The organism is Agromyces excoecariae (genome assembly GCF_051715505.1).
Taxonomy (GTDB): domain Bacteria; phylum Actinomycetota; class Actinomycetes; order Actinomycetales; family Microbacteriaceae; genus Agromyces.
In genome coordinates, this window is the sequence record NZ_JBPSLA010000001.1 from 440,182 (window position 1) to 457,285 (window position 17,104).

A 17,104-nucleotide genomic window follows, 5' to 3' on the forward strand; every position below is an offset into this window, starting at 1 on the left:
CGAAGGTCTCCGAGCAGGGCCGCCGTGCGGGGGAGGGACACCCCGCAGGGCGGCCCTTCGCATTCCCGGTCCGTTCGGCAGGCCCGGGCCGGCCCGACCTCGGACCGTTCCGCCCGACCTCGGACCGTTGCTCCCGGCCGGCCCGCCGGCCTCGGTCGATGCCGTCGTCGAGCCCTCGGCTCGACATCCGATCACGTCCGGGGATAGCGTGACCGCACCGCCGGGGCGCCGGGCGCCCGCCCGTGCACCGCGCTCCGACGTGAACCCGAGGAGCGAACGGATGCCGACGACCCCGACGACCCCGACGCCGCCCGAGCCATCGCGGTCGGAACGCTCGCCCGGCGATGACGCCCTGATCCGCACGTTCCTGCTGGGCCTCGCCGAGGGGCTCACGGCCTCGGCGGAGTCGACCGATCGCATCCGCGCCGAGATCATCGACATCGCGCGCGCCTACGGGGTCGACGAGGTCGACGTCGTGGTGCTCCCGACCATCGCGCTCGTCCAGACCGGCGAGGGCGAGACGGGGCGGGTCTCGCTCACCTCGGTCCGCGCCTCGTTCCGGTTCGACCAGATCGCCGCGATGGCCGACCTGGCGCGGTCGGCGCGGGCCGCCGAGATCGACCCGGCCGACGGCATCCGTCGGCTGAACGAGATCGGCGCCATGCCGCCGAGGCGGCACTGGTTCATGCGCACGATGGGGCACGGTCTCCTCACCGCGGGTCTCGCGCTGCTCCTCGCCCCGAGCTGGCAGGCCGCGGTCGTGGGCTTCGGCCTCGGCGTCGTCATCGGCGTGGCCAAGCTGACGCGGTCCCAGACGCTCTCGCTGATCCTCCCGGTCGCGGCCTCGTTCGTCTGCGCGGTGATCGTGTTCCTCCTCGCTCCCGTGGTCGAGATCGGCGACCCGCTGCGCGTGCTGATCGCGCCGCTCGCGACCTTCCTCCCCGGCGCACTGCTCACCACCGGGGTCCGCGAGCTCGCCGCCGGCCAGATGGTCGCCGGCTCGTCGCGCCTCGGCGCGGGCATCGTCCAGCTCGCCCTGCTCGCGCTCGGCATCCTCGCGGCGGGGACCGTCGTCGGGATCGGCGAGGACGAGTACGTTCCCCGCGAGGTGCAGCACACGCTGCCCTGGTGGGTGGCCGGGATCGGGCTGGTGCTCTACGGGGTCGGCGTGTACCTCCACTTCGCCGCACCCGGGCGTTCCTACGGCTGGGTGATCCTCGGGCTCGTGGTGGCGTACGGCGCGCAGCAGCTCGGCGCGCTCATCCTCGGCCCGCAGGTCAGCGGCTTCATCGGGGCGCTCGTGGTGACGCCGTTCGTCCTCTGGGTCGAGGACCTGCCGCGCGGCGGCGTGCCGTCGCAGATCGCCTTCCTGCCGGCGTTCTGGGTGCTCGTGCCCGGCGCGGCCGGGCTCATCGGCGTGACGGAGGGTGCGGTCGAGGAGTCGGCGGGCGTCGACGACGTCGCCGCCGCGTTCGCCACGGTCATGTCGATCGCGCTCGGCGTGTTCATCGGCTCGGCGACCTACCGGTTCCTCCGCCGCAGCGCAGCCGGCATCGCCGAGTTCCACGTCGACCTGCCGTCGGTGCTCGGTCCGTCGGAGAACTCGGTCCTGTCGCGCATCGCCGACGCCGCGCCGAGGCCGCGGCGACGCGACCCCGAGGACTGACCGGGGCGAGCCGCGCGACTCGCGCGTCGCGCCGCTCGCGCGCCGACCCCCCCCGGCACGCGCGCCCGGGCGAGGTCGCCGGAGCGGTTCCCGAGACATCCGCACGTTCCTCTCAGGCACTGGAGTCTTAGAGTATTCGGGTGACTTCCCGGAATCCCCAGTCCGCCGAGGCCCGCCGACAGCTCATCGAGCACATCTCGAACGAGGCGGTATTCCACGGTGACTTCACGCTGACCAGCGGCAAGAAGGCGTCGTACTACGTCGACCTCCGCAAGGTGAGCCTCGACCACCGCGTCGCGCCGCTCATCGGCCAGGTCATGCTCGACCTCATCGCCGACGTTCCGGACGTCGTCGCCGTCGGCGGCATGACGATGGGCGCCGACCCCATCGCGACCGCCGTGCTGCACCAGGGCGCCGCGCGCGGCCTCGCGTACGACGCCTTCGTCGTGCGCAAGGAGCCGAAGGACCATGGTCGCGGCAAGCAGGTCGAGGGGCCGGATGTCGCAGGCAAGCGAGTGATCGTGCTCGAGGACACCTCGACCACGGGCGGCTCGCCGCTCAAGGCGATCGAGGCGTTGCGCGCCGTCGGCGCCGAGATCGCCGCCGTCGCGGTCGTCGTCGATCGCGACACGGGCGCGCGCGAGGTCATCGAAGCCGCGGGCGTCCCCTACCTCGCGGCCATCGGCTTGAAGGATCTGGGATTGTCATGAACGAACGCGACGGACGCTACGACCCGAGCGGATTCGACGACGACACCGACTGGCTCATGAGCCAGCTCGGCAGTGGCCGTCGACCCGACCTCGAGGGCCGACAGGCCCCGCAGCCGCCCGTCGCACCCGCGGCCGAGGCCCCGCGCGCCGAGACCGCGCCGCCCTCGCGCCCCCGCCGTCGCAGCGAGGAGTCGCTCGACTGGTTCTCGGTCGCCGAGCCCGCGGCAGCCGACGACGCGCCGACGCGGGCGCTCCCCGTGGTGGGCGACCCGATCGATCGCGCCGCCCCCGGCCCGGTCGACGCGCCGCCCGCGTGGAACGAGCCGGCTCCGAACCCGCCGGCCTGGAACCAGCCGGCCTGGAACCAGCCGGCCTGGAACGCGCCCGCGTGGAACACCCCGCCGGCCGAACCGCCGCGCATCGCCGAGCCGCCGGTCGACGACCGGCTGACCTCGGTCGAGCCGCCCGTCGGCGGCATCGTGCCGCCCGCGTTCACGCGACAGCCCGAGCCGCCGCAGGCTCCGCCCGGGCCGGTCACCCCGCCCGCGAACTTCGCCCTGACCTGGGGCGAGCCGCAGGAGCGACCCTCGCTCGACACCGAGGATGGGCTGCGGGCCGCGTTCCGGCAGCTCGCGGACCCGTCGAACACCTCGCCCCTCGACCCAGAGCCCGAGGTCGGGTCCGAGCCGGAACCGGAGCAGCCCGGGGCGGGATCGCCGTTCGAGGGCTTCACGCCGCCGCCGGTCGCCCGTCGCTCGTTCACCCCGGCGACGCCGTCGGCCGGAGCGCCCGACGACTTCGCGGACGAGCTGTGGTCGGCACTGCACGAGGACGAGCAGCCGGCTGAGGCCGAGCAGGGCGCCGACGGGTACGACCAGCGCGCCCACGGCGACGGACCGGCGTTCGACCAGCAGGGCCCGCGCGGCGCGTACGACGAGCGCGGCGCATTCGCCGAACAGCGGGCGTACGCCGAGCAGGGCGCATACGACCGTTCGGCCGCGTACGACCCGACCGGCTACGACCAGGCGGGCTACGACCAGGCGGGCTACGACCAGGCGGGCTACGAGCAGGCGGGCTACGACCAGGCCGGACACGACGACACGGGCTACGACCGGGTCGGCTCCGACCAGGGCTGGGTCGACGGTGCGGGCCACGGCGATCCCCTCGGTCCCCGCGCGGGCGCGGCTCCGGGCGCGATCGGAGCGGACGGCCGTGTACCGGACTTCGCCGCCCGCGGCGGCTCGTACGACGGGGACGGCGGCGGCCGGGGCTACGGTGACGGCTTCGACGCCCAGGGCTACGACTGGGAGGGGTACGACCAGGACGGCTACGACCGCGACGGGTACGACCGGCAGGGCTATGCACGGCCCGCATACGACGGGGCCGGCCACGGCGCCGCCGGCGCCGACGACGGCCGGGGTTACGGCTACGACGACGACGAGACCGAGCGCAGCCCCTTCGACGGCGTGGCGTTCTCCGCCGACGCATACGGCGGCGACGCGGACGGGAACGACGCGGGCGGATTCAGCCCCGACGCCTACGCCGACACCGGGGACTACAGCGGAGACCGCTTCGGCACGCACGACGATCTCGCGGAGCACGGCGACGGGTACGACCTGCGCGACCTGTGGCGCGAGAGCGAGGACGGCGGGCAGGCGAACGGCGCCTGGTCCGACCAGGCCGACGACTGGCGCGAGGACGTCGGGCAGCCGACGGCCGACGCGTCCGACGACGTCCGCTGGTACGCCGACGGCCTCGCCGAACGCCGCGCCGCCGAACCCGACCGGCCGACGGGAGCGGACCGGGCCGAGGCCGACCCGTGGAGCGCCGACGAGTCGCCGCGGGCGCGGGAGTTCGCCCAGTCGGGTTACCTGTGGAACCTCACCCCGGACCCCGAGGGCCACGACCCGAAGGTCCCGGTCGAGGACCCGGGCGACGAGCCTGCGCCGGGTCCGCGCCGCGGCGCCGGGGCGCCGGCCGCCGCCGATGCCGCCCGCGACGCCGACCCGTTCGGCCTCAGCGCCGTCGACGAGCGGGTCGACGACGAGCGGGTCGACGACCAGCCGACGTACGGCGACCCCCTCGCCTACGACGACCAGCCGGCCCACGACGAGCAGCCCGCGGTCGACGACCGCCGGTCCTACGACGAGCGGGCGTTCGACGACCCGTGGGGCGCGCACGACGTGGACGAGCGCACGACCGAGCGTCCGGGGACCGGCCGGCCGGAGGCGAACAACGGCGACGACGGCCTCGCCGCGTTGTTCGGCGGTGCGGGCTTCGGTGCGACCGGACCGATGTCGGTGGTCGAGGCATCCGAGGAGGCCGGCTTCGATCGCACGCCGGCGCGCGAATCCGACTACGCCGAGCCGAACGCCACCGACCCGTTCAGCCGTGACGAGCGCGGCGGATGGGACGACGGGTACGGTCCGACCCGGACGACGAGCCCTCGCCCCGGCGACGGCGATCGGGGCGGGTACCGGGCGGCGCCCGACACATCCGCCGGCGACGACTCGAGCGGCCGATCGCCGGTCAAGATCCTGACGTGGGTGGCCGGCGGCCTCGCGCTCGTCGTGCTCATCGTCGCCGTCGTGGCGTTCGGCACGCGGTTCCTCGCGCCGAGCGATGCCGAGACGGCGGCGCCCGTCGCGACGGAGGAGCCCGTCGCGGCGCCGACCGCGCCCCAGCCGGCCGGCGTCCACCCGTGGCAGGCGCTGTTCGGCACCGAGTGCCTCGAACCGTTCGAGACCGCGTGGGCCGAGGAGTTCACGGTCGTCGACTGCGCGAGCCCGCACACCGCGCAGCTCGCCTATCGCGGCACCTTCGCGGGCGACGAGGCCGCCGAGTTCCCGGGCGAGGAGGCGCTCTCCGCGCAGTCGCAGGAGCTCTGCGCCGCCGAGGGCATCATCGACCCGGCGGCGGCCGCCGGGGTCGGCGACCTGCAGATGCTCACGGCGTTCCCCGTGACCGCCGAGCAGTGGGACGCCGGGCAGCGCAACTACTACTGCTTCGTCGAGCTCGTGAGCGGTGAGCCGCTGGCGGCGAGCATCGCCGGGGCCGGCCCCGCCGCGCAGTGAGTCGCCTCGTCGTTCTCGGCTCGGTGAACGTCGACGCGACGAGCTACGTGGACGCGTTCCCCGAGCCCGGCGAGACGATCCACTCGCTCGCCTACCGGGTCTCCCTGGGCGGGAAGGGCGCGAACCAGGCCATCGCCGCGCACCTGTGCGGGGCCGACGTGTGCCTCGTCGCGCGGCTCGGCGACGATGCCGCGGCCGAGGTGGCGCGCGACTCGTTCGCCCGGCACGGGCTGCCGATGGAGGCGATCTCGATCGCGGACGGAACGCCGACCGGCGTCGCCCAGATCACGGTGGCGGCGACGGGGGAGAACACGATCGTGGTGACGGCCGGGGCGAACGCCGCGGTCGGGCCGGAGGCGGTCGCCGCCGAAGCGCGGCGCATCGCGGACGCCGAGGTCGTGCTGACCCAGGGCGAGCTCCCCGTGGCGAGCGTCGAGGCGCTCGCCCGCGCCTGCGACGAGGCCGGCACGCGGTTCGTGCTGAACCTCGCGCCGCCGGTCCCCATCGCCGACGAGGCCACGGCGGTCGCCGACCCGCTGGTCGTCAACGTCCACGAGGCACGCGCGGTCGGCATCGGCCGAAGCCTCTCCGACGACGCCCGCGCCGACGCGTGGCGGGACGCCGCGGCATCCGTCGTCGGCGGGACCGCCCGATCCGTCGTCGTGACGCTCGGCCCGCGCGGCGCCGTCGCGGCATCCGCCGACGGGGCATGGATCGTCGCGGCGCCCGAGGTCGACGCGGTCGACACGACGGGTGCGGGGGATGCCGCGACCGGCGCCCTGGCCGCCATGCTCGCCGAGGGCCGCAGCCTGCCCGACGCGTTGCGCGTCGCGGTGGCCGCGGGCACGATCGCCGTGCGTTCGCGGGGCACCGTGGACTCGTACGCCGGGCGGGCCGACGTGCTCGCGTTCGCCGACGGGCTGGAGCTCCGATGACCGTTCCCGTGATCGTGGACTGCGACCCCGGGCACGACGACGTCTTCGCCCTCTGGTTCGCCGCGGGGCATCCGAGGCTCGACCTGCTCGCCGTGACGACGGTCGGCGGCAACGTCCCCCTCGAGCACACCAGCCGGAACGCGCGGGTGGCGCTGTCGGTCGCCGGCGTCGTCGACGTCCCGGTCGCGGCCGGCGCCCGGGGTCCGCTCGCCCGCGAGCTGTCGACCGCCGAGTGGATCCACGGCGAGAACGGCCTCGGCGGCCCCGAGCTGCCCGACCCCGACGACGGCCCCACGCCCGTTCCGCTCGACCCGCGCAGCGCGACGGAGCTCATCGCCGACACGCTCGCCGCAGCATCCGAACCCGTGGCGATCATCGCGACCGGACCCGTCACGAACGTCGCCGTCCTGCTCCGCGATCGCCCCGACCTCGCGCCGCGGATCCGGGAGGTCGTCTGGATGGGCGGCTCGACCGAACGCGGCAACGCGACGCCCTACGCCGAGTTCAACGCATGGGTCGACCCGGAGGCGCTGGATCTCGTGCTGCAGAGCGGAATCCGCTTCACCATGGTCGGACTCAACGTCACCCATCGCGCACTCGTGACGAGCCGGGTGCGCGAGCGCCTCGCCGCGATCGGCACGCGCACGGCACGATTCGGCGACGAGCTGCTCGAGTTCTTCTGCCGGACGAACGACGAGGTGTTCGGCATGCCCGACGGCCCGCTGCACGACCCGGTCGCGGTGGCGGTGCTCGCCGACCCCGCCTCGGTCGAGGTCGTGCGCACACGACTCGACGTCGAGCTGGTCGGGTCGGAGACCGTCGGGGCGACGAGCGTCGACCTCGACGACATGCTCGCCCGCGAGCCGAACGCCTTCGTCGCGGTCGGGCTCGACGTCGAGCGGTTCTGGGCGGACATCGAGGCCGCCGTGGCACGGTTGGCCTGAGGGGGCGCGGATGGACTGGACGTTCTGGGTCGCCGGCGTCGTCATCGTCGGCCTCGTGATCGTGACGCAGGTCTTCCTCCACGAGAGCCGGTGGTCGCGTCGGCCGCGCGAGGAGGAGCCGTTCGACGCCGACCTGCCGGGCTCGGACGCACCCGAGGAAGCGCCTTCGGATCCGCCGGCGGGTACGCCGACGAGCGCCGAGGAGGACGACGATCGATCGCGCTGATGGGCGCCGCGGCGGCTACGCTCGTCGGGTGACCTCCCGCGACGACGCGACCGGATCGGCCCGTGCGCAGCTGGCCGCGCTGGCCGCCGACGAGGAGCTGCGCGACCTCTGGCGGGCGGCGCGTCCGCCGATCGATCCCGAGGCGACCCGGGCGGCCGCCGTGCTGATCCTGTTCGGCGTGCTCGACGGGCTGCCGAGCGACCACGAGGCCCAGGCGGGAGCCGTCTCACGCGACCTCGACGTGCTGCTGCTCGCTCGCGCCGACACGCTGCGCTCGCACGCCGGCCAGATCGCGTTCCCCGGCGGCCGCGTGGAGCCCGGCGACGCCGACGTCGTCGAGGCCGCCCTCCGCGAGGCGAGGGAGGAGACCGGGCTGGATCCCGCGGGCGTCGACGTGCTCGGCGAACTCGATCCCATCCCGCTCGCGTACTCCCGCCACCTCGTGACCCCGGTGCTCGGCTGGTGGACGCAGCCGTCGCCCGTGCACGCGGTCGACGTCGCCGAGTCCTCCGCCGTGTTCCGCACCCCGGTGGCCGACCTCCTCCATCCGGCGAACCGCCTGACGACGGTGCTGCGACGCGACGGCGACGAGTGGCGCGGGCCCGGGTTCGTCGTCACCTCGGGCGGGGCCGACCGGCTGGTCTGGGGATTCACCGCGATGGTGCTCGACGCGATGTTCGAGGCGCTCGCCTGGACCGAGCCGTGGGACCGGGCGCGCGAGATCGACGTGGACTGAGCCGCGCGGGTCGCCCCGCGACTACAGGTCGCTCTCGACGGGCTCGGCCGTGACGAGCTCGAACACGCCGTCGAGGATCTCGTCGGGCCGGAACGGGTACTTCTCGATCTCGCGCTGGTCGCTGATGCCGGTGAGCACGAGCACGGTGTGCAGCCCGGCCTCGATGCCCGCCACGATGTCGGTGTCCATGCGGTCGCCGATCATCGCCGTGTGCTCGGAGTGCGCGCCGATCTTGTTCAGGGCCGACCGGAACATCATCGGGTTCGGCTTGCCCACGACGTAGGGCTCCTTGCCGGTGGCCTTGGTGATGAGGGCGGCGATCGCCCCGGTCGCGGGCAGCGGACCGTCGGCGCTGGGGCCCGTGGCATCCGGGTTGGTCACGATGAACCTGGCGCCGGCGCCGATCAGCCGGATCGCCTTGGTGATCGCGTCGAACGAGTAGTTGCGGGTCTCGCCGACCACCACGAAGTCGGGATCGGTCTCGGTCATGATGAAACCGGCCTCGTGCAGCGCGGTCAGGATGCCGGCCTCGCCGATGACGAACGCCGACCCGTGCGGCACCTGCTGCTTGAGGAAGTCGGCGGTGGCGAGCGCCGAGGTCCAGATGCGCTCCTCGGGCACGTTGAGGCCCGAGGAGCGGAGCCTGGCCGACAGGTCTCGTGCCGTGAAGATCGAGTTGTTGGTCAGCACGAGGTAGGGCGTGCCCGAGTCCTCCCACTGCCGCAGCAGGTCGGCCGCGCCGGGGAGGGCGTGGTTCTCGTGCACCAGCACGCCGTCCATGTCGGTGAGCCAGGCCTCGACCTCTTCACGCTTCGCCATGGGCCAAGCCTAGGCCGCGCGCATCACAGGACGATGAACAGCGGATGCCGCGCGCGCGACGGCGCCGGCCTCAGTCGTGCAGCAGCTCCTGCCAGTTCTCGGGGACGCTGCCGTTCGGTCCGGGGCACGACTGGTCCTCCGGCCGCCAGCGCGGCGGGGCGAGCGGCACGTGTCGGGCCCCGCGTTCCGCGGCGTAGTCCCAGAACCACTCCTCGCCCGGCTCGAACGACGCGGCGACCTGGTGACCGGTCTCCTCCGCGTGCCGGCGCGCATGCTGGCCAGGGGAGGCATCGCAGCAGCCGATGTGCCCGCACTCGACGCAGCGTCGCAGGTGCCACCACCAGCCGCCGAGGTCGAGGCACTCCGCGCAGCCGGTCCCCGACGGCGGGGGCGCGAGCACGGGCTCCACCGCCTCCTCGGGCGTGGGCTCCGCGCCGGGCGTGCCATCCGCGTCGGGGGCCGTCGCCGCTGCCGGGCTCATGCGTACACCTCCGCCGCCGCGAGCGCCCGATGCACCGACGCGACCGCACTCGACCCCTCGCCGACCGCGGCGGCGACCCGTTTCATCGACCCTCGACGCACGTCGCCGGCGGCGAACACCCGTGGAATCGAGGTCTCGAAGGGCAGCGGCATCCGCCCCGCCGTGCGCCATGCGTCGCCGAGGGCGAGCACGTCGGCGCCGGTGTGCACGAACCCGTCGTCGTCGCGCTCGAGGTCGGCGAGCCAGTCGGTCGCGGGCACCGCGCCGATGAAGCAGAAGAGCGCTCGGCAGTCGACGGTCTCGTCGACGGCGCCGGTGAGCGTCACGCGCGCGAGCGCGTCGTCGCCGTGCAGGGCCGAGACCTGCGTGCCGGTGTGCACGTCGATCCGCGGGTCCTCGCGGATCCGGTCGACGAGGTAGCTCGACATCCGGTCGGCGAGGTCGCCCGATCGCACGACGAGCCGCACGCGGCATCCGCCCTGCGCCAGGGCGAGGGCCGCCTGCCCGGCCGAGTTCGCGCCGCCGATGACGACCACGTCGGAACCCGAGGCCTGCCGGACCTCGAGCGCGGTCGCGGCGTGATGGATGCCGGCGCCCTCGAACTCGTCCCAGCGATCGATCGGGAGGCCCCGGTAGGCGACGCCGGTGGTCACCACGACGGCCCGCGCGCGGACGATCGCGCCGTCGGCGAGCAGCAGCCGGTGCGCTCCGCCTTCGGTGTCGAGCTTGACCACGGGGCATGGCGAGGCGATGCGCACGCCGAACTTGAACGCCTGCAGCGAGGCCTGGGAGGTGAGGGCGTCACCGCTCACGCCGAAGGGGAAGCCCAGGTAGTTCTCGATGCGCGTCGTCGTCGCCGACTGCCCACCGGGCGCGACGGCGTCGAGCAGCACGGTGCCGAGTCCCTCGGATGCGCCGTAGATCGCGGCGGCGAGCCCCGCCGGCCCCGCCCCGACCACGGCCAGGTCGAACTCGGTGTCGTCCTCGGCCGTGTACGCGAGCCCCAGCATCTCGGCGATCCGTCCGGGTGTCGCGTTGCGGATGATCTCGCCCTGCACGATGGCCACCGGGAGGTCGTCGCGCGTGTAGCCGTGCGACCAGATGTCGTGCGAGAGCTCGGGGTCGTCGACGTCGATCCAGGTGTGCACGAGCTCGAGCCGCTCGGCGTAGCGCCGCAGCGCCTGCGACTCGGGGCTCTGCGAGCCGACGAGCTTCAGGGTCCATGCGGCCGGGCCGTGGCGGAGCAGCTCGCGGCGCGCCCAGAGCGTGCGGAGCATGAGGTCGCAGAGTTCGTCGTCGTCGGCCATCATCTTCTGGAGCGCGTCGTGGTCGATCCGGAGCACCCGCCCCGGCTCGGTGACGCGCGCGGTGAGGAAGGCGCGCTGCCCGTTGAGCAGGCCCAGCTCGCCCACGAACGTGCGCGGCCCGAGCCTGGCCAGCTGCGTCTCCTCGGTCCACCACAGCGCCTCTCGCACGACCTCGACCTCGCCGGTCTCGACGAGGATCAGGTCGTACCATCGGTCACCCGCCTTGAACACGACGTCGCCGGCCGCGACGTCGTGCGGCACGCCGTATCGACTCAGTCGCGCCCACTGCGCGTCGGTGAGTTCCGGGATGGTCTTCTCGACGGCACCGCCCATCCCCCCATCCTCGCCGACGGAGGGCGCTTGCGGGAGGGGGTTCAGCGACTGCTCAGGCCGTGATCCAGATCCCGGCCGCTGCGTCGCGCGGGATCGCGCGATCGGCGCCGTCGAGCGCGACCCCGACGACGGCGGGCGCTGCGGGATCCGTCACGCGCAGTTCGCTGCCCGGCCCGACCCCGGCGATCTCGAGTTCGCGCAGGACCGCGGGGTCGCGGTCGCTGATCCGGATGACGCGGCCGACGTGCCCCGGCGCCGCCTCGTCGAGGCGCACCGCGGGCTCGCTCACGAGCGTGCCGTCGGCGCGGGGGATCGCGTCGCCGTGCGGGTCGCGCTCCGGCCGGCCGAGCCGGACGTCGATCGCCTCGAGGAGCCGGTCGGAGAGTGCGTGCTCGAGCACCTCGGCCTCGTCGTGCACCTCGTCCCACGCGTAGCCCATCTCGCGGACGAGCCAGGTCTCGATGAGCCGGTGGCGGCGCACGACCGCGAGCGCGCGGGCCCGCCCGGCCTCCGTCAACCGGATGGCGCCGTAGGGCACGTGCTGCACGAGGCCCTGCGCGGCCATCTTCTTCACCATCTCGGTGACGGAGGAGGGCGCGACGCCCAGCGCGGCGGCGAGCCCGGACGGCGTGATCGCCTCGGGCTGCCACTCGGTGTGGCCGTAGACCGTCTTGAGGTAGTCCTCGACGGCGGGGCTGCTGGTCGTCGGCATCGGCCCCAGACTACCGGCGTCCATGCCGGCGGACATGCGATCCGCCGCGCCGAGGGCCCGGGGATGCCGCGGGGAGATCGGATGACGCGGGGTTGACCGCGCCCCCGTTCGGGGGTAGCGTCGCTCGGGCACGGAAAGCGCTATCCCAAACGGGATGGCTCAATCCCACGACGGGCCCTACGCCCAGCAAAGGATTCGACGATGAATCTCGGACCCCATCCGTTCCGCGCAGCCCTGGCGGTCGCCGCCGCAGGGTGCCTGATCGCCGGCGTCGCACCGACTGCGAACGCCGCACCGCCCGACGCCGGACCGCCGGCCGGCGCACCGCAGCTCGAGTCCCTCGACCGCGGCCTCGTGGCCGTCTCGACCGACGAGGGCGTGTTCCTCTCGTGGCGCCTGCTCGGCTCCGAGGCCACGGGATCCACCGACACCGGCATGGCCGGCCCCGACTTCGCCGTCTACCGCGACGGGGAGCGGATCGCGACCGTCGCCGACAGCACGAACCTCCACGACGAGGACGGATCGGCCGCGGCCGAGTACGCCGTCGCGCCGATCGTGAACGGCGTCGAGCTCGAGGCGAGCGCCGCGGCATCCGCCTGGGCCGACGGCTACGTCGACCTGCCGCTGCAGAAGCCCGCCGACGGCGTGACGCCGGCCGGCGAGGCGTTCACCTATTCGGCCAACGACGCCACCGTCGCCGACGTCGACGGCGACGGCGCCTACGAGTTCCAGGTCAAGTGGGACCCGTCGAACTCCAAGGACGTCTCGCAGAAGGGCTACACGGGCACCGTCTACCTCGACACCTACGAGCTCGACGGCACGCTGCTGAACCGCATCGACCTCGGCGTGAACATCCGCGCCGGCGCGCACTACACGCAGTTCATGACCTACGACTTCGACGGCGACGGCCGCGCGGAGACCATGCTCAAGACTGCGCCCGGCACGAAGTCGATCACCTACGACGCCGACGGCTCCGTCGCCGCCGAGGCGTTCGTCACGATGCCCGAGGCGGATGTCGCGGCGGGCAGCTCGCACGACGATGACTACCGCATGAGCGCCGACGACTACCGTGCCCACCTCGTGGAGATGTTCCGCGGATGGAGCGAGCACCCCGAGGTCGTGGCCGGCAACTGGCCGGCGACGCTCGAGGAGGCGTTCGGCATCCCCGTCGTGCACGAGTACCCCCTCAGCGAGCAGGCCGCCGAGGAACTCGTCGACCACTTCATCGACGTCTACGCGCCGAGCCGAAGCAGCCGGAACGACCTCACGACGTTCGAGGGCTTCATCGTCGACGGCCCCGAGTACCTCACCGTCTTCGACGGCGCGACCGGCGCCGAGCTGCAGACCATCCACTACAAGCCCGGCCGCGGCGACGACGGCCTCATGTGGGGCGACTACGCCATGAGCCGCATCGAGCCGGGCAACCGCGTCGACCGCTTCCTCGCGGGCGTCGCCTACCTCGACGGCGAGCACCCGTCGGCGGTCTTCGCGCGCGGCTACTACACGCGCACCACGATGGTCGCCTACGACTGGGACGGCGAGGCGCTCAGCGAACGGTTCTTCGTCGACTCCGGTCACGCGCCCATGTCGAACCCGTTCAACGACTCGCCGCACGGCGTCGACGGCACCGACCCCGAGTACGGCGGCATCACCACGCAGGGCTTCCACTCGCTGAGCGCGGCGGACGTCGACGGCGACGGCAAGCACGAGATCGTCTACGGCGCGGCCACGATCGACGACGACGGCAGCGTGCTCTACAGCTCGTACGACGTGCTGCCCGATGGCAGCGCCTCGCCCGGCACGCTCGCGCGCCTCGGACACGGCGACGCCATGCACGTGACCGACATCGACCCGAACCGGCCGGGGCTCGAGATCTGGACCGTGCACGAGGGCGCCGCCTGGGCGCCGTACGGCTCGGTCATGCGCGACGCGGCGACGGGCGAGATCCTGTTCGGCGCCTACTCGGGTCGCGACACCGGTCGCGGCATGATCGGCGACGTGCGCGCGGATGTCCCGGGCACCGAGGTCTGGGCGAGCATGCCCGGCGGCACCGACGCGAGCGGCCTGCTCTCGACCGAGGGCGACATCCTGTCGGCGGCGACGCCCGGCACCAACATGTCGATCCGCTGGGCGGCCGACCTCACGACGCAGATCGTGAACGGCAGCGGCAACGCGACCCCGACGATCGACGACTGGACGCGCGGCACGGTGCTCACCGCCGGGGGCACGCGCACCAACAACGGCACCAAGGGCAACCCCTCGCTCGTGGCCGACGTGTTCGGCGACTGGCGGGAGGAGCTCCTCGTCCGCACCGTCGACTCGAACGCCCTGCGCATCTACACGAGCACCGAGGTCACCGGGCACAAGCTCACGACCCTCATGCACGACCCTCAGTACCGCGCCGAGGTCGCCCGCCAGAACACGACGTACAACCAGCCGTCGTACACCTCGTTCCGCCTGGCGAGCGACATGGACTTCGCGGACGTGCCCGTGCTGACGACTCCGTCCACGCCGGTCGGCCCGAAGTCCAAGGACCGCCCGGGCGCCGACCACGACGAGGTGCAGATCCCGCACGACCCGGCGTTCGCCTACTACGTCGACGGGAAGCTCGTGGAGAAGGGCAAGTTCGACGCCGAGGGCGAGGTCACGGTCGTGGCCGTGCCCAAGGCGTGGGTGTCGATCGCCGACGGCGCCGACGCCGAGTGGTCGGTCGCGTTCGACGACTGAGCCCGCGATGCGGTGACGCATGCCGCCTGCCGCGCGCCGCGGCATCCGTCGCCGCCCGACGACCCCGCCCCGGGGGCGCGATCCGTGCCGCGCTCCCGGGGCGGTTCCGCGTGCACCGCGTGCCCGTGTTCGGGCCGGTCGAGCCGGCGCGCCGGCGGGTCGGTTCGGGCGAGCCGGGCTCAGGCGCCCGTGAACACCAGCCAGAGCAGCACGCCGTTGAGGGTGATGAGGAAGATCGATGCGCCGATGCCCGCGGCGGTCGTCGCCCAGTGGTTGCGCCAGCGACCGAGCACGCCGCTGCGCGCCGTGAGCGCGACGAGCGGCACGAGGGCGAACGGGATGCCGAAGGAGAGCACGACCTGGCTGAGCACCAGCGAGAGCGTCGGGTCGAACCCGAGCCAGAGGATCACGAGCGCGGGCACGAGCGTGACGAGTCGGCGGGCGAGCAGCGGGATCCGGACGTGGAGCAGTCCGTGCATGATCTCGGCGCCCGCGTACGCGCCGACCGACGTCGACGCGAGGCCGGATGCCAGCAGGCCCACGGCGAACAGCGTCGCGACGACGGGGCCGAGGGCGACGTCGAGTGCCGCATAGGCGCCCTCGAGGCTGTCGGTTCCCTCGACGCCCGAGAGGTTGACGGCTGCGAGCAGCAGGATGCAGAGGTTCACGGTGCCGGCGATCGCCATCGCGATCGAGACGTCCCAGCGGGTGGCGCGCACGAGCCGGTCGGTCGGCAGCGCGGTGACCGTCCCCGGCTCGGCCCCGCCCGGCCGCTCGCCCGAGCCGGCGCCCTCGCGGGTGAGGAGCTGCGCGAACGCGCGGCGCACCGCACCGCCGCCGGCCGGGCCATCGGCCGCGACGCGACGGGTGACGAACCGGTCGCGGCTGAGGGCCGAGTGCGCGTAGATCGCGTGCGGCATGATCGTCGCGCCCAGGATCGATGCGGCGAGGAGCACGGAGTTCGCGTCCTCGAAGCGCGGGACGAGGCCGGCGGCGAAGCCGGCCGGATCTGGCGGCGCGATGAAGACCCCGACCGAGAACCCGATCGCGATGATGACGAGCAGGCCCATGATCACGAACTCGAACGTGCGCGGGCCTCGGCGCGACTGCAGCATGAGCAGCGCGATCGAGACGGCGCCCGTGATCAGGCCGCCCCAGACGAGCGGGATGCCGAAGAGCAGGTTGAGCGCGACCGCGCCGCCGATCACCTCGGCGAGGTCGGTGGCCATGGCGACCAGCTCGGCCTGGAGCCAGTAGGCGCGCCGCCCCCATCGGTTGCGCAGGCGGCGGCCCAGCACCTCGGGCAGGCTCTCGCCGGTGACGATGCCGAGCTTGGCCGAGAGGTACTGGATGAGCCACGCCATGACGTTGCCGAGCACGACGACCCACACGAGGAGGTAGCCGTACTGGGCGCCGGCGGTCATGTTGCTCGCGACGTTGCCCGGGTCGAGGTAGGCGACGCCCGCGACGAGCGCCGGGCCGATCAGCCAGGCCAGGCGGGCCACGGAGGCGGGCGGAGCCGAGGTCGGCGGCGTGGTCGCCGCTCCCGCGTTCGGTCTCGACGCGTCGACCTCGGTGTCGATCGGAGCTTTCGGCATGCCGAAATCATAGCGAGATTTCGGGATGCCGAAAGCACCTTCACTGCGCGTCCGGCGGCCCCGCGACGAGGGGCCGGTGCCGACGCCGACGGGCGGGCCGGTCGATGGCGCCGCTCGCGCTCGCGACGGGGCTAGCGTGGTCGCGTGATCGATGAGCGAGCGGATGGCGCAGCTGCCTCGGGCGCCGGCGGCGACGAGCACGATGAGCTGCAGCTCCCACTGCACGGCGTCGGCCCCTGGCCGGGCGGTCGCGCGGCGTGGCCCGACGATCCGCGCTACGACGTGGAACTGCTCGAGCACGGCGACCGCCGGAACGTGGTGGACCGCTACCGGTACTGGACGCTCGAGTCGATCGTGGCCGACCTCGACACCCGGCGGCATCCGTTCCACGTCGCGATCGAGAACTGGCAGCACGACCTCAACATCGGCTCGATCGTGCGCACGGCGAACGCCTTCGCGGCCGAGACCGTGCACATCATCGGTCGGCGCCGGTGGAACCGCCGCGGCGCGATGGTCACCGACCGGTACCAGCACCTCATGCACCACCCCGACGTGGCCGACTTCACCGCGTGGGCCTCGGCCGAGGGGCTGCCCGTGGTCGCGGTCGACAACGTCGAGGGCTCCGAACCGGTCGACCTCGTGGAGCTGCCCGAGCGGTGCGTACTGCTCTTCGGGCAGGAGGGGCCCGGACTGAGCGACGAGGCGCTCGCGGCAGCCGACCGGGTGGTCGAGATCACGCAGTACGGGTCGACGCGCTCCATCAACGCTAGCGCGGCGGCGGCGATCGTCATGCACGAGTGGGCGCGCCGGCACGCGCGTCACTGACGCGGATCCGG

General features: G+C 73.6%; 14 protein-coding genes. 9 read left to right on the forward strand and 5 right to left on the reverse strand.

The annotated features are described in order from the left end of the window. Positions 1-280: 280 nt before the first annotated feature. The 7 genes from ACSJD1_RS02050 to ACSJD1_RS02080 all read left to right on the forward strand — a co-directional run bounded on the left by ACSJD1_RS02050 (position 281) and on the right by ACSJD1_RS02080 (position 8,291). Positions 281-1,666: a threonine/serine exporter family protein gene (locus ACSJD1_RS02050; RefSeq protein ID WP_438853648.1), complete on the forward strand. Its 1,386-nt coding sequence runs from the start codon at positions 281-283 to the stop codon at positions 1,664-1,666. Between the two features lie 140 nt (positions 1,667-1,806). Then, positions 1,807-2,376 (forward strand): orotate phosphoribosyltransferase, encoded by a 570-nt coding sequence (pyrE, locus tag ACSJD1_RS02055; RefSeq protein WP_438853649.1) that lies wholly within the window; start codon positions 1,807-1,809, stop codon positions 2,374-2,376. After that, positions 2,373-5,450, forward strand: coding sequence for a septum formation family protein (locus tag ACSJD1_RS02060; protein ID WP_438853650.1), 3,078 nt, complete (start codon positions 2,373-2,375; stop codon positions 5,448-5,450). Before pyrE ends, ACSJD1_RS02060 begins: the two co-directional genes overlap by 4 nt. Continuing rightward, a complete protein-coding gene (locus ACSJD1_RS02065; RefSeq protein ID WP_438853651.1) occupies positions 5,447-6,385 on the forward strand; it encodes a ribokinase in 939 nt (312 codons plus the stop codon). The genes ACSJD1_RS02060 and ACSJD1_RS02065 overlap by 4 nt, the downstream gene beginning before the upstream one ends. Beyond that, on the forward strand, positions 6,382-7,329 hold the full coding sequence (locus ACSJD1_RS02070) for a nucleoside hydrolase (protein ID WP_438853652.1): 948 nt from the start codon (positions 6,382-6,384) through the stop codon (positions 7,327-7,329). The genes ACSJD1_RS02065 and ACSJD1_RS02070 overlap by 4 nt, the downstream gene beginning before the upstream one ends. Positions 7,330-7,339: 10 nt before the next feature. After that, entirely contained in the window at positions 7,340-7,555 is a 216-nt protein-coding gene (locus ACSJD1_RS02075; RefSeq protein WP_438853653.1) for a hypothetical protein, read from the forward strand. Between the two features lie 28 nt (positions 7,556-7,583). Continuing rightward, positions 7,584-8,291, forward strand: a complete 708-nt coding sequence (locus tag ACSJD1_RS02080; RefSeq protein ID WP_438853654.1) for an NUDIX hydrolase — start codon at positions 7,584-7,586, stop codon at positions 8,289-8,291. A 21-nt stretch (positions 8,292-8,312) separates the two neighbouring features. Here the strand turns inward: ACSJD1_RS02080 and ACSJD1_RS02085 are convergent, their stop codons facing one another. From ACSJD1_RS02085 to ACSJD1_RS02100, 4 genes are all read right to left on the reverse strand, one after another. Continuing rightward, positions 8,313-9,110, reverse strand: coding sequence for an HAD-IIA family hydrolase (locus ACSJD1_RS02085; RefSeq protein ID WP_438853655.1), 798 nt, complete (start codon positions 9,108-9,110; stop codon positions 8,313-8,315). Positions 9,111-9,180: 70 nt separating this feature from the next. After that, positions 9,181-9,591 carry a UBP-type zinc finger domain-containing protein gene (locus ACSJD1_RS02090; protein WP_438853656.1) on the reverse strand — a complete coding sequence of 137 codons (411 nt, stop codon included), beginning with the start codon at positions 9,589-9,591 and terminating at the stop codon, positions 9,181-9,183. Further along, positions 9,588-11,231, reverse strand: coding sequence for an FAD-dependent oxidoreductase (locus ACSJD1_RS02095; protein ID WP_438853657.1), 1,644 nt, complete (start codon positions 11,229-11,231; stop codon positions 9,588-9,590). The genes ACSJD1_RS02090 and ACSJD1_RS02095 overlap by 4 nt, the downstream gene beginning before the upstream one ends. A 52-nt stretch (positions 11,232-11,283) precedes the next feature. Then, positions 11,284-11,943, reverse strand: a complete 660-nt coding sequence (locus ACSJD1_RS02100) for a metal-dependent transcriptional regulator (protein WP_438853658.1) — start codon at positions 11,941-11,943, stop codon at positions 11,284-11,286. A 201-nt stretch (positions 11,944-12,144) separates the two neighbouring features. On the opposite strand from ACSJD1_RS02100, the gene ACSJD1_RS02105 reads away from it, so the two are divergent. Continuing rightward, positions 12,145-14,670 carry a rhamnogalacturonan lyase gene (locus tag ACSJD1_RS02105; protein ID WP_438853659.1) on the forward strand — a complete coding sequence of 842 codons (2,526 nt, stop codon included), beginning with the start codon at positions 12,145-12,147 and terminating at the stop codon, positions 14,668-14,670. Between the two features lie 179 nt (positions 14,671-14,849). On the opposite strand, the gene ACSJD1_RS02110 is transcribed toward ACSJD1_RS02105, so the two are convergent. Continuing rightward, complete coding sequence (locus ACSJD1_RS02110; RefSeq protein ID WP_438853660.1) at positions 14,850-16,268, reverse strand: Nramp family divalent metal transporter; 1,419 nt, start codon at positions 16,266-16,268, stop codon at positions 14,850-14,852. A gap of 207 nt (positions 16,269-16,475) precedes the next feature. On the opposite strand from ACSJD1_RS02110, the gene ACSJD1_RS02115 reads away from it, so the two are divergent. After that, the gene (locus tag ACSJD1_RS02115) at positions 16,476-17,093 is read left to right on the forward strand and encodes a TrmH family RNA methyltransferase (protein WP_438854106.1); all 618 of its coding nucleotides are present in this window, start codon (positions 16,476-16,478) and stop codon (positions 17,091-17,093) included. Positions 17,094-17,104 lie beyond the last annotated feature (11 nt).

Coding starts and splice junctions, on each gene's coding strand:
- ACSJD1_RS02050 (WP_438853648.1), top strand. CDS start 281: ATGCCGACGACCCCGACGACCCCGACGCCGCCCGAGCCATCGCGGTCG.
- ACSJD1_RS02060 (WP_438853650.1), top strand. CDS start 2,373: ATGAACGAACGCGACGGACGCTACGACCCGAGCGGATTCGACGACGAC.
- ACSJD1_RS02070 (WP_438853652.1), top strand. CDS start 6,382: ATGACCGTTCCCGTGATCGTGGACTGCGACCCCGGGCACGACGACGTC.
- ACSJD1_RS02075 (WP_438853653.1), top strand. CDS start 7,340: ATGGACTGGACGTTCTGGGTCGCCGGCGTCGTCATCGTCGGCCTCGTG.
- ACSJD1_RS02085 (WP_438853655.1), bottom strand. CDS start 9,110: ATGGCGAAGCGTGAAGAGGTCGAGGCCTGGCTCACCGACATGGACGGC.
- ACSJD1_RS02090 (WP_438853656.1), bottom strand. CDS start 9,591: ATGAGCCCGGCAGCGGCGACGGCCCCCGACGCGGATGGCACGCCCGGC.
- ACSJD1_RS02095 (WP_438853657.1), bottom strand. CDS start 11,231: ATGGGCGGTGCCGTCGAGAAGACCATCCCGGAACTCACCGACGCGCAG.
- ACSJD1_RS02100 (WP_438853658.1), bottom strand. CDS start 11,943: ATGCCGACGACCAGCAGCCCCGCCGTCGAGGACTACCTCAAGACGGTC.
- ACSJD1_RS02105 (WP_438853659.1), top strand. CDS start 12,145: ATGAATCTCGGACCCCATCCGTTCCGCGCAGCCCTGGCGGTCGCCGCC.
- ACSJD1_RS02110 (WP_438853660.1), bottom strand. CDS start 16,268: ATGCCGAAAGCTCCGATCGACACCGAGGTCGACGCGTCGAGACCGAAC.